The 12,702-nt window shown below is 64.8% G+C and carries 11 protein-coding genes; all 11 read left to right on the top strand.

Annotated features, from left to right (window positions below; all coding sequences use genetic code 11):
• Nucleotides 1-21 precede the first annotated feature (21 nt).
• Complete coding sequence (ruvB, locus tag P9217_RS26635) at nt 22-1,059, top strand: Holliday junction branch migration DNA helicase RuvB (RefSeq protein ID WP_067002199.1); 1,038 nt, start codon at nt 22-24, stop codon at nt 1,057-1,059.
• A 128-nt stretch (nt 1,060-1,187) separates the two neighbouring features.
• Nucleotides 1,188-2,090: a metallophosphoesterase gene (locus tag P9217_RS26630; protein WP_095799767.1), complete on the top strand. Its 903-nt coding sequence runs from the start codon at nt 1,188-1,190 to the stop codon at nt 2,088-2,090.
• Between the two features lie 137 nt (nt 2,091-2,227).
• Nucleotides 2,228-2,701, top strand: coding sequence for a tol-pal system-associated acyl-CoA thioesterase (gene ybgC, locus P9217_RS26625; protein WP_278088158.1), 474 nt, complete (start codon nt 2,228-2,230; stop codon nt 2,699-2,701).
• 394 nt (nt 2,702-3,095) lie between these two features.
• Nucleotides 3,096-3,806: a protein TolQ gene (tolQ, locus tag P9217_RS26620; RefSeq protein WP_067001789.1), complete on the top strand. Its 711-nt coding sequence runs from the start codon at nt 3,096-3,098 to the stop codon at nt 3,804-3,806.
• A gap of 9 nt (nt 3,807-3,815) precedes the next feature.
• Complete coding sequence (gene tolR / locus P9217_RS26615) at nt 3,816-4,277, top strand: protein TolR (protein ID WP_067319458.1); 462 nt, start codon at nt 3,816-3,818, stop codon at nt 4,275-4,277.
• A gap of 7 nt (nt 4,278-4,284) precedes the next feature.
• Complete coding sequence (locus P9217_RS26610) at nt 4,285-5,439, top strand: TonB family protein (RefSeq protein WP_095824085.1); 1,155 nt, start codon at nt 4,285-4,287, stop codon at nt 5,437-5,439.
• A 79-nt stretch (nt 5,440-5,518) separates the two neighbouring features.
• Entirely contained in the window at nt 5,519-6,799 is a 1,281-nt protein-coding gene (gene tolB, locus P9217_RS26605) for a Tol-Pal system beta propeller repeat protein TolB (protein WP_245299761.1), read from the top strand.
• A gap of 317 nt (nt 6,800-7,116) precedes the next feature.
• Complete coding sequence (pal, locus tag P9217_RS26600; RefSeq protein ID WP_067001802.1) at nt 7,117-7,623, top strand: peptidoglycan-associated lipoprotein Pal; 507 nt, start codon at nt 7,117-7,119, stop codon at nt 7,621-7,623.
• A gap of 270 nt (nt 7,624-7,893) precedes the next feature.
• Nucleotides 7,894-9,039 (top strand): tol-pal system protein YbgF, encoded by a 1,146-nt coding sequence (ybgF, locus tag P9217_RS26595; protein ID WP_278088157.1) that lies wholly within the window; start codon nt 7,894-7,896, stop codon nt 9,037-9,039.
• Nucleotides 9,040-9,090: 51 nt separating this feature from the next.
• Nucleotides 9,091-10,482: a tRNA lysidine(34) synthetase TilS gene (gene tilS, locus P9217_RS26590; protein WP_278088156.1), complete on the top strand. Its 1,392-nt coding sequence runs from the start codon at nt 9,091-9,093 to the stop codon at nt 10,480-10,482.
• 106 nt (nt 10,483-10,588) lie between these two features.
• Entirely contained in the window at nt 10,589-12,523 is a 1,935-nt protein-coding gene (gene ftsH, locus P9217_RS26585; RefSeq protein WP_067001810.1) for an ATP-dependent zinc metalloprotease FtsH, read from the top strand.
• The last annotated feature ends 179 nt before the right edge of the window (nt 12,524-12,702 follow it).

The raw sequence follows: 12,702 nt of genomic DNA, 5'->3' as shown, positions 1-12,702 counted from the left end.
GCCGTATGCAAGGAAGACCGCATGAGCCTTTCGCCCCGTCTCATTGCCCCCGACAAGCGCGGCGAGGATGCCGACCAGAGCTTGCGGCCGCAGTCGCTTGACGAGTTCGTCGGCCAGGCTGCGGCGCGTGCCAATCTCAAGGTCTTCGTCGATGCCGCCAAGAGCCGCGGCGAGGCGCTCGACCATGTGCTGTTCGTCGGCCCGCCGGGGCTCGGCAAGACGACGCTGGCGCAGATCATGGCGCGTGAGCTCGGCGTCAATTTCCGCTCGACGTCGGGGCCGGTCATCGCCAAGGCCGGCGACCTTGCGGCGCTGCTCACCAATCTCGAGGAGCGCGACGTGCTCTTCATCGACGAGATCCACCGGCTCAATCCGGCGGTGGAAGAAATCCTCTACCCGGCGATGGAGGATTTCCAGCTTGACCTCATCATCGGCGAGGGGCCGGCGGCGCGCTCGGTCAAGATCGATCTTGCCCGCTTCACGCTGGTTGCGGCGACAACCCGGCTCGGACTTTTGACGAATCCTCTGCGCGACCGTTTCGGCATCCCGGTCAGGCTCAATTTCTACACGGTCGAGGAGCTGGAGCAGATCGTGCGCCGCGGCGCCCGCATCCTCTCGATGCCGCTCGGTGACGACGGCGCGCTGGAGATCGCGCGCCGCGCTCGCGGCACGCCGCGCATTGCCGGACGTCTGTTGCGCCGGGTGCGAGACTTCGCCTCCGTCGCCGGAAACGGCCATGTCGATAAACGCATTGCCGACGAGGCGCTGACCAGGCTGGAAGTCGACGGGCTCGGCCTCGACGCGCTCGACCGCCGGTATCTCTCGATGATCGCCCGCAACTTCGGCGGCGGACCGGTCGGCATCGAGACGATCGCGGCTGGGCTGTCGGAACCGCGCGACGCCATCGAGGACATCATCGAGCCCTATCTGATCCAGCAGGGGTTCATCCAGCGCACGCCGCGCGGCCGCGTGCTGACCGCCAATGCCTGGCGGCATCTCGGCCTTGAAGCACCGAAAGACCTCGCGCAGCAGCAGATCAGCCTGTTCCAGGAAGAGTAACGGACATTTGTTCGTCGGACGCGCCTTGAAGGGCTTCCTGCGCGAAATCTCCCCAGCTCCGCCAAGCTGAAGGCACAATTGCAGCCTCTAAGGCAGCTTGACGCATTTCCGAGGGTCGGGGCTGACCGATGATCACCAGACGTGGCTTTCTGCGCCTCATCGGCGGATCGTTCCTGTCTATGGTGTCGTTGAGCGCCTATGCGGTCGGCATTGAGCCGATGCTGCTCGCCCATGTGAAACGCTATTCGCTGACGCCGCCGCACTGGCCCGCAGGCCTCAAGCTGCGCGTCGCAGCACTGGCCGACATTCATGCCTGTCATCCCTGGATGACCTCGGAGCGGATCGCCTCGCTCGTCGAAAGGACGAATGCCCTGCAGCCAGACCTGATCGTGCTGCTCGGCGACTATGTCGATGGAATGCGGCTGGTCACGGCCGAAGTGTCTGCACCGGAGTGGGCCGCCGCTTTGTCAGGGCTGAAGGCGCCGCTCGGCGTGCTCTCGATCCTCGGCAATCACGACTGGTGGCACGATCATGCGGCGCAACTGGCCATGGCCGGGCCAACGGCCGCGCGCAAGGCACTGGAGAGCGTCGGCATCCCGGTGCTGGAAAACGACGTGATGCGGCTGGAGAAGGACGGGCAGGGCTTCTGGATCGCTGGACTCGCGGACCAGCTGGCAATCCGGCCGAGCAAAGCCCTGGGCCGCCACGGCTTCAAGGGTCTCGACGACCTCGGCGGGACGCTTGCCAAGGTGCAAGGCGACGAGCCGATCATCCTGCTCGCGCATGAGCCGGACATCTTTCCGAAAGTGCCTTGGCGAGTTTCGCTGACGCTTTCGGGCCACACCCATGGCGGGCAGGTGCGGCTGTTCGGCTATTCGCCGGTCGTGCCATCCGACTTCGGCAACCGCTACGCCTATGGCCATGTCGTCGAGAACGATCGCAACCTGATCGTCTCCGGTGGGCTCGGCTTCAGCATCATGCCGGTCCGTTTCGGCATGCCGCCGGAGATCCTGCAGATCGATCTCGGGTAGCTCCAGTATTTTTCACGCGGACGGAAAACCGCGCAGGCGCCAAGCGCCAGCAGCCCCGCCATCAAGGTCTTGATCATCGCGCCCATCGGTGCCATCCGGTTCTCGCGCCAAAGTTCAGGCCTGAAAAGGAAAGCGCGATGGACGATCATGGTGAATCCGCAGCGCTCAGCGCCGGGCTCTCGGGGGCGCTGACGCAATCCGGCCATCGCCTGATGGCCCGCGTCTACTATGCCGACACCGATTTCTCCGGCGTCGTCTATCATGCGCGCTATCTCGAATTCTTCGAACGTGGGCGCTCGGACTATCTCAGGCTCGCCGGCGTCCATCACACCGAGCTTGCCGATGGCAAGCATGGCGAGCGCATCGTCTGGGTGGTGCGGCGCATGGAGATCGACTTCCGTTCGCCGGCCCGCATGGACGACATCCTCACCATCGACACGCGCACCGAGGACATTTCGGGCGCCCGCATCTTCATGGCGCAGCAGTTGAAGCGTGGCGGCGAGGTGCTGGTCGAAGCGAAGGTCGAGGCGGCGATCATCGGCGAGAACGGCCGGCCGCGCAGATTTCCGAAGGAATGGATCGCGGCCTTTATGCCGAGGACGAGCGACTGATCACCGCGAACCGGCTTCGGCCGAATCCCTGTCACGCAGGAGTTGCCCGTTCTGGGACAACGACATGCACCAAAACACCTAAAGCGCGTCGCCTGGACCTGCTTCAGCGCGATGTGCACTGATCGGCCGCGTCCAGCATGGCGCCGGCCCGGTGGGCGCGGCAATGCGCCACGCTTCATATCCTAACCCATCCTTAACCATAACGGTTCATGAAGGAATTGGTGAAGATTGGCGCAATTCGTGTGCCTTCCTTTCACCAAGATTTGCCCCGAAAACGCCGCGAAACGGTGCATTCGGGGCTTGTCCCGCGAGCTTCAGGCTTCGCGCGATCGGACCAAAGGGATGCCATGGGCCAGCCGCCAGCGATGCCCGGAAAAATCTTAAGGACGTAGTCATGGAAAACATCGCACTCGCCGACCCGGGCGCGCATTTGTCGATATGGGCCTTGTTCATGCAGGCCGGCTGGGTGGTCAAATTGGTCATGATCGGCTTGCTCTGCGCCTCGATCTGGACCTGGGCAATCATCATCGACAAGCTTGTCGCCTATAGCCGCATGCGGATGGCGCTCAACCGCTTCGAGCAGGTGTTTTGGTCGGGACAGTCGCTCGAGGAGCTCTACCGCACGCTCGCCGACCGCAAGACCACCGGCATGGGCGCGATCTTCGTCGCCGCCATGCGCGAATGGAAGAAGAGCTTCGAGAAGGGCGCCAAATCGGCGCTGGCATTGCAGACCCGCATCGACAAGGCGATGGATCTCGCGCTGACCCGCGAGATGGAAAGGCTGGAGGGTCGGCTCGGCTTCCTCGCCACCACGGGTTCGGCCGCGCCATTCATCGGCTTGTTCGGCACCGTCATCGGCATCATGACCTCCTTCCAGGCGATCGCCGCCTCGAAGAACACCAGCCTGTCGGTCGTGGCGCCCGGCATCGCGGAAGCCCTTCTGGCGACGGCCATCGGCCTGCTCGCGGCCATTCCGGCCGTCATCGCCTACAACAAGCTGTCATCGGATGCGAACAAGCTCGCCGTGCGCATGGAAGGGTTTGCGGATGAGTTCTCCGCCATACTCTCGCGCCAAATCGATGAAAAAGTCGCGCAGAAGGCCTGAGGTACGATCATGGGTATGTCTGCTGCTAGCGCAGGTGGCATAGGGCGAGGCGGACGCGGCCACCGGCGGCGCGGTCGTCATCATGGCCTGATGTCGGAAATAAACGTCACGCCGATGGTCGACGTGATGCTGGTGCTGCTGATCATCTTCATGGTCGCGGCGCCGCTGCTCACCGTCGGCGTTCCGATCGACCTGCCCGACACGAAAGCCAAGGCGATGAATGTCGACACGCAGCCGATCACGGTGTCGATCAACGCGGCCGGCCAGATCTATCTACAGGAAACCGAGATCCCGATCGAGGAGCTGGTGGCGAAGCTGCAGGCAATCTCGAAGACCGGCTATGACGAGCGCATCTTCATTCGCGGCGACAAGTCGACGGATTATGGCACCGCCATGAAGGTCATGGCCCGCATTTCGGCGGCCGGCTACAAGAACATCGGCCTGGTTTCGCTGCAGGAACAGGATCAGTAAACGCCAAATGCGGACCGGCCTCACCTCATCGGTCATCTTGCATGCGGTGGCGCTGGCCTTCGGGCTGTTCACGCTGTCCTCGCCGCCCGCCATGCCGGCTTCCGACGTGGAGTCCGTCGCGGTCGACATCGTGCCGATGGAAGCGATCGCGCAGACCCTGCAGGGCGACAAGAAAGCGGTCATGCATGACAAGCCGGCGCCGCTGCCGACCAAGCGCCCGGATATCGTCCCCGACGCGCAGAAGGTCGGCGAGAACAGCGTCGACACCGACAAGCCGGCGACGGACGAAGCCAAGCCGAAGCCGGTCGAGAAGACATCCGCGCCGCCCCCGGCGCCGACGCCGACCGAGAAGCCGGCGGTCGAGGACGTGCCGAAGCCGCAGGAAAAGCCGAAGCCGACCCCGGCGACCGAAGTCGCGCCGACGCCGACACCTAAGGAAGAGGTCAAGCCCGAGCCGGTCAAGCAGACGGAGCCGAAGCCGACACCCGCCAAGGAGCCGACGCCAGCGCCGCCGAAGGACACGACCGCCGCCATCCAGAAGGAAGAGGTCAAGCCGGACGCCGTCGCCGAGGCGATCGCCAAGGAGCAGCCGACCGAGGAGGCTAAGCTTCCGGACTCGGCACCTGCCCCTGCAGCGCGGCCAAAGCCGCAGCCCGCTCCCGCCGAAAGCGCCAAGGCGCCGGAGCGCAAGGACGCGGAAAAGCCGGTGAAGGAAGCTTCCTCGAAGCCGAAGTCGGATGAAAAGCAGTTCAACGCCGACGAGATTTCAGCACTTCTGGACAAGCAGAAGCCGTCGGGTGGCGGCGCCAAGCGCTCCACGCAGCAGTCGTCGCTCGGCGGCGAGAAGGATCAGGGCCAGAAGCTGTCCAAATCCGAGCAAGGCGCGCTCGAAGCTCAGCTCGGCGGCTGCTGGACGTTGCCCGTTGGACTGGAAGGTTCGGAGAACTTCGTCGTCGTGGTCCGGTTCAATCTCGATACCAACGGCAAGCTCGACGGCCGCCCGTCGATCGAGCAGTCGAGCGGCAACCGGCAGTTCGACGAAAGCGCAGTGCGCGCGGTTCAAAAATGCGACGTGGCCGGCCTGCAAGTTCCAGCCGGCAAGCAGGATATTTGGAACGACATCCGGGTCACCTTCGACCCAAGGGAGATGCTTGGCCTATAGGCTTTGCGTCCGAACCATCAAAGAAGAGAAGCGAGAAGACATGAGATCTTTCCTCAAGCCGCTCCTGACGATTGCAGCCATGGCGCTGGGCATGACGACCGCCGCCACCTTGCCGGCCTGGGCGCTCGTCGAGCTCAACGTCAACAAGGGCAATGTCGAGCCGCTGCCGATCGCCATCACTGACTTCCAGTCCAATGGTGAGCTCGGCGCCCAGATCACGGAGATCGTCACGGCCGACCTCAAGCGTTCCGGCCTGTTCGCGCCGATCGACAAGAGCGCTTTCATCGAGAAGATCTCCGGCCCGGACGCCACGCCGCGCTTCGATGACTGGAAGGTGATCAATGCGCAGGCGCTGGTCACCGGCAGCGTCGGCAAGGAAGCCGACGGCCGTATCCGCGCCCAGTACCGGCTATGGGACACCTTTGCCGGCCAGCAGATGGCCGGGGAGCAGTTCTTCGCCAATGACGCCAATACCAGGCGCGTCGCCCATATCATCGCCGATGCGATCTACGAGCGGCTGACCGGCGAGAAGGGTTACTTCGATACGCGCGTCGTCTTCGTCGACGAATCCGGCGCCAAGAACGCGCGCAAGAAGCGTCTTGCCATCATGGACCAGGACGGCGCCAACGTCCGCTACCTGTCGGACGGCCGTTCGATCGTGCTGACGCCGCGCTTCTCGCCGAACCGGCAGGAAATCACCTACATGTCCTATGAGAGCGGACAGCCGAAGGTGTATCTGCTGCAGATCGAGACCGGGCAGCGCGAGCTGGTCGGCAATTTCCCCGGCATGACGTTCGCGCCGCGCTTTTCGCCCGATGGCCAGAAGGTGATCATGAGCCTGCTGCGCGATGACGGCAACTCCAACATCTTCGCCATGGATCTGAGAAGCCGTTCGACCACGCGGCTCACCGACTCGACCGCCATCGACACCTCGCCCTCCTATTCGCCCGACGGCTCGCAGATCGTCTTCACCTCCGACCGCGGCGGCGGCAGCGGCCGCTCGCAGATCTACGTCATGGGCGCGGACGGCTCCAACCCGCACCGCATCTCGTTCGGCGACGGCGTCTATTCCACGCCGGTGTGGTCGCCGCGCGGCGACCTCATCGCCTTTACCAAGCAGTCGGGCGGCGAGTTCCAGATCGGCGTCATGAAGACCGATGGTTCGGGCGAGCGCATCCTGTCCTCCGGCTTCCAGCAGGAGGGGCCGACCTGGGCGCCGAACGGTCGCGTGCTGATGTTCTTCCGCGACTCCGCCGGCGGGCCGAAGCTGGTCACGGTCGATCTTACCGGCCGCAACGAGCAGCAGATCCCGACCTCGAACTTCGCCTCGGATCCGGCCTGGTCGCCGTTGCTGGAGTAGGCAGAGGAACGGAAGAATTTAGGAACGGCGAACTGACGAACTGAGGAAAATGGAGGACCGGGGGCGCTTGTAAATCTCAGAGAGAAGCTGGCTTAATTTCTTCCTTCAATTCCTCAGTTCTTCAGTTCCTCAATTCCCCCTTTTTTCATGTTTTGGCCGCATTTCCGCCTACGGTCGCCGCGCATTGTGAGCCTAGCTAAATCGGCCGAGGACGGCGGCTCGAAACGAAAAATTAACCGTGTTTCTTGAATGCCGGTTAACCCAAACGTGGTTACTGGGTGATCAACGAAATCACTCGAATGCGAAGGAGAGGCGGCATGGGCCGTATCGCAGCACTTACCAGAAATCCGGCGATGATCGCGCTGGTGGCGGCTCTGGCCATCACCGGCTGCGCCTCGAAGAAGACGCCGAACAGCGCCGCCGATCTCGGCCTCAACGGCGCCGGCTCTGCCACGCCCGGCTCGGCGCAGGACTTCACCGTCAACATCGGCGACCGCATCTTCTTCGACACCGACTCCTCGTCGATCCGCGCCGACGCGCAGACGACGCTGTCGCGCCAGGCGCAGTGGCTCAACCAGTACAGGCAGTATGCCATCGTCATCGAAGGCCATGCCGACGAGCGCGGCACGCGCGAGTACAATCTGGCGCTGGGCGCCCGCCGCGCCGCTGCCACCCGCGACTTCCTGGTTTCGAAGGGCGTCGCGGCCAACCGTCTGAAGACGATCTCCTACGGCAAGGAACGCCCGGTCGCCGTCTGCGACGACATCTCGTGCTGGTCGCAGAACCGCCGCGCCGTCACCACGCTCTCGGGCGCCGGTTCCTGACGCGCCGCGCCGGAAATCGATATCGATTTTCGGAAACGCTCATAAGCGCCACAGCGTCCTTGGCGCGTCTGACGACGCGCGGCGCTGTGGGCGGCAAAAATACAACATCGCTGAACGAAAGGCGGCCTCCGAGCCGCCTTTTTCATATGCGACAGCTTGAAACAAAATTTGGCCGAAGTCTCGCGTCCTGCTAAGAGCGCGAGGGCGCTTTATCCCCCTCCGATTTGGAAAGGCGCATCGGGCCAACAGATTTTCACGGCGAGAGACATAATGCATTTCAGAACGGTCCTGAGCGGCACGCTTGCGCTGCTGCTCCTATCAAGCATCGCAGGCGTCGCAGCCCCGGCGGACAGCGGGCAAGCCTCGAACAGCGGCTTCACTTTCCATCTGCCGACGCTGGGCATTTTCGGCGACAAGAAGAAGACCGAGCAGGCGCAAGTCGCCCAGCAGGACGGCGCCGGCATGACCGGTCTGGAGGATCAGATCCGCCAGATGAACGGCAAGCTTGAGGAACTCAATTTCCAGATCCTGCAAATGCAGGAGCAGATGCGCAAGCAGCAGGAGGACAACGAGTTCCGCTTCCAGCAGCTCGAAGGCGGCTCGCAGGGCGCGAAGCCAACCGGCCAGAAGAAGTCGGAGGCCGCGCCGCAGGACGGCAGCAGCGGCAACACGAATATGGGCGATGCTGGCGCCGGCGACAGCGGCACCGACACCAACGTCGCAACGGCTCCGGCGACGCAAGCTCCGGCCGGCTCGGCTCCGCAGGACGGCGGCGGCAAGAGCGTCGGCGACGTCATCGTCGAGTCTCAGACCGGCGACCCGGGCAAGTTGATCACCGGCGCGCCGCCGAAGACCTTCGGCACCATTACCGTCGACAAGAACGGCAATGTCGTCAATGCCGACCCCGCCCCGCAGGCGGGCTCGCAGACGGAAGCTCCCGCGGCTACGGCAAACGCGCCTGCCGCGGAGACCGGCAGCAAGGCTGGCAAAGGCAAGTCCGGCGGCACGGTCATGGCCTCGCTGCCCTCGACCAACAATCCGGACGAACTCTACCGCAACTCCTACCAGTTCATCCTGTCGGGCGACTATCCCACCGCCGAGCAGGGGTTCCGCGACCATATCTCGCGCTTCCCCAAGGACGCCAAGGCGGCGGACGCGCATTACTGGCTGGGCGAATCCCTGCTTGGCCAGCAGAAATACCGCGACGCGGCGGAGGTTTTCCTGGCCGCCAGCAAGGATTATCCGAAGGCCAAGAAGGCGCCCGACATGCTGCTCAAGCTCGGCGTATCGCTGGTCGGCCTCAAGCAGAACGACGTGGCCTGCGCCACTTTCAACGAGATCGGCAAGCGCTACCCGGATGTTTCCGGCACGCTGAAGGAACGCATCAAGCAGGAAAAGGCGCTGGCCTCGTGCTAGCTTGCGTGTCGTTGTCCCAGAATCGGGACCGCTTGTGGACGACGCGCAGTGATGTTCGGTACCGAGACTGACCTTTCGGATCGCCTTTTCCAAGACTTCGACTTCTCCCACGGCGCCGTTGCGGCCGTGTCCGGCGGCAGCGACTCGACCGCCCTTCTCCATCTGCTCAAGCACCACCTCGACCGTACCCTGCCCGCGGCAAGGCTGCTTGCGGTGACGATCGATCATGACCTCAGACCAAGCTCGGCGGCCGAAGCGCAAGCTGTCGCCCGGCTTTGCGCCGAGCACGGCATCGCGCATCGCACGCTCGTCTGGTCCGGCCGCAAGCCATCGACCGGCTTGCCGGCCGCCGCGCGCGAGGCGCGCTACCGGCAGCTGGCCGAGGCAGCCGAAGCGGAAGGCATCGGCGCGGTGGTGACCGGACATACCGCCGACGACCAGGCCGAGACCGTGCTGATGCGGCAAGCTCGTGAAGGGGATGCACGCAACGAGGATCCACGCGACGGCCGCGGCCTCGCCGGCATGGCGCCCGCGACGCTCTACGATTGGCGGGTCTGGATCGCCCGCCCGCTGCTCGCCACGCGCCGCGCGGCATTGCGGGAGATGCTGAAGCGTCGCGGCATCGGCTGGACCGAGGATCCGACCAATGTCGACCGGCGCTTCGAGCGGCCGCGCCTGCGCATCTCGCTCACGGGCGGGGCCGGCGAGGCGCGCCTCATGGAAGCAATCGCCAAGGCCGGACAGGCAGCCGCCGAGCGCGAGAACCTCGGCCAGCGTGCGGCGGCGCTGATCGGCGCCTTCGCTCGCCAGCCGGCTCCGGGGCTCATCCGCCTCGATCGCGATTTCGCAAGTGGTGAGGATAGCGAAGCCGCCGTCTATGCATTTCGCATCCTGCTCGCCACGGTCGGCGGCGTCACGTTCCTTGTCGACGAGGCGCGTTGCCGGGCGCTGTTCGAGCATCTGCGGTCGGGGACGCTTTGCGCCACATTGTCGCGGACGGTGGTCGACGCGCGCCGCACCGGCATTTTCCTCCACCGCGAGGCCCGCAATCTGCCCGCAGTTCCGGCTGCTGAGCAGGCCCTATGGGACGGTCGGCGGAGGATCACATTGAGCGACAGGCCGAGCGGGTTGGTGATCGCGCCAGCAGGTCCCGGCGCCGCCAAGCGATTTACCCCGGAAGGCGACGTTCCGGCGAGCTTGCTGCGCAAGGCGCTGGCCGCCGAGCCCGCGCTGTGGCGCGGCGGCGAACGCCTTGATTTGGCTGGCGGTGATGCCGCGCCGGCGGCGACGGCGATCGTTCCTGCGGTGTCGCCCTTCACCCGCTTCCTGCCGTCCTTCGATCTCCGGCCCGCTGCCGCCGTCGCCGCGCTGATCGGCGCGCCGCCGCTGCCGCCCTCGCCTTTTCGCGGCCATGATCCCGGCGGAGCATGGGCGAAAGCTTAACCGAGGCATGCTGTTCTGCTTGGCAAGGGGAGACGCTCTCCCTATGTTAGGCCCAAGCCTCCAATCACCATCGTGGGTCCGCGCGCGGACGCCAACAGGACAATAGATGAATCCGAATTATCGCAACCTCGCGCTCTGGGCGATCATAGCGGTCCTGCTCATCGCCCTGTTCAATCTTTTCCAGACGCCGCAGACGCGCGGCGCTTCGAGCGAGATTGCCTATTCGCAGTTCCTGCAGGATGTGTCTTCCGGCCGGGTCAAGAGCGTGACGATCGCCGGCGCCCGTATCTCGGGCAACTATACGGACAACGCCAACGGCTTCCAGACCTATTCGCCGGGCGATCCGTCGCTGGTCTCCAGGCTGCAGGACAAGAACGTCACCATCAATGCGCGGCCTGAAAGCGACGGTTCGAACTCGCTGTTCGGCTATCTGATCTCGTGGCTGCCGATGATCCTGATCCTCGGCGTGTGGATATTCTTCATGCGCCAGATGCAGTCCGGCTCCGGCCGCGCCATGGGCTTCGGCAAGTCGAAGGCGAAGTTGCTCACCGAGGCGCATGGCCGCGTCACCTTCCAGGACGTCGCCGGCGTCGACGAGGCCAAGGAGGACCTGGAGGAGATCGTCGAGTTCCTGCGCGATCCGCAGAAGTTCCAGCGGCTCGGCGGCAAGATCCCGCGCGGCGTGCTGCTGGTCGGCCCTCCCGGAACCGGCAAGACGCTGCTCGCCCGCTCCGTCGCAGGCGAGGCCAACGTGCCGTTCTTCACCATCTCCGGCTCGGATTTCGTCGAGATGTTCGTCGGCGTCGGCGCAAGCCGGGTGCGCGACATGTTCGACCAGGCCAAGAAGAACGCCCCCTGCATCATCTTCATCGACGAAATCGACGCCGTCGGCCGCCATCGCGGCGCCGGCCTCGGCGGCGGCAATGACGAGCGCGAGCAGACGCTGAACCAGCTGCTGGTCGAGATGGACGGCTTCGAGTCCAACGAAAGCATCATCCTGATCGCCGCCACCAACCGGCCCGACGTGCTCGACCCGGCGCTGCTCAGGCCGGGCCGCTTCGACCGCCAGGTGGTCGTGCCCAACCCCGACATCGTCGGCCGCGAGAAGATCCTCAAGGTGCATGTGCGCAACGTGCCGCTGGCGCCCAATGTCGACCTCAAGGTCATCGCGCGCGGCACGCCCGGCTTCTCCGGCGCCGACCTGATGAACCTGGTCAACGAATCCGCGCTGATGGCGGCGCGTCGCAACAAGCGGCTCGTCACCATGGCCGAGTTCGAGGACGCCAAGGACAAGATCATGATGGGCGCCGAGCGCCGCTCGTCGGCGATGACGCAGGCCGAGAAGGAGCTGACCGCCTATCACGAGGCAGGCCACGCCATCCTGGCGCTCAACGTGCCGACGGCCGATCCGCTGCACAAGGCGACCATCATCCCGCGCGGCCGCGCGCTCGGCATGGTCATGCAGCTGCCGGAAGGCGACCGCTATTCGATGAGCTACAAATACATGATCTCGAGGCTGGCGATCATGATGGGCGGCCGCGTCGCCGAGGAGTTCAAGTTCGGCAAGGAGAACATCACCTCCGGCGCCTCCTCCGACATCGAGCAGGCGACCAAGCTGGCGCGCGCCATGGTCACGCGCTGGGGCTTCTCCGACAAGCTCGGCCATGTCGCCTATGGCGACAACCAGGAAGAGGTCTTCCTCGGCCATTCGGTGGCGCGCCAGCAGAACATCTCGGAAGAGACCGCGCAGATCATCGACGCCGAGGTGCGCCGGCTGATCGACGATGCCTATTCCACCGCCAAGACCGTGCTGACCAAGAAGAAGAAGGACTGGATCGCGCTGGCCGAAGGGCTGCTCGAATACGAGACCCTGACCGGCGAGGAGATCAAGCAGCTGATCGCTGGCCACAAGCCCGCCCGCGACCTTGGCGACGACACGCCGCCCAGCCGCGGCTCGGCTGTGCCGAAAGCCGGCACCGGCGGCCGTCGCAAGAAGGGCCCCGAGCCCGAAGGCGGCATGGAGCCGCAGCCGCAGGGCTAAGGCTCGATCGAAAACGAAACATAAAAAACGACGCCGCGGCTCAGACCGCGGCGTTGTTGTTTGCGAGGTCACAGACGATTGGCGAGTCGCTCGCGGACCGCACCTGCAAGATCGGCGTCCGGCGCAAGCGCCAATCTTCCTTCTGGCTCATCACGCTTCTGGCCTCGCATGGCACCCCG

The sequence above is a fragment of the Mesorhizobium sp. WSM4989 genome (assembly GCF_029625795.1).
Lineage (GTDB): Bacteria > Pseudomonadota > Alphaproteobacteria > Rhizobiales > Rhizobiaceae > Mesorhizobium.
Note: the sequence above shows the minus strand (reverse complement) of the source record. Positions and strands in the feature narration are given on the sequence as shown.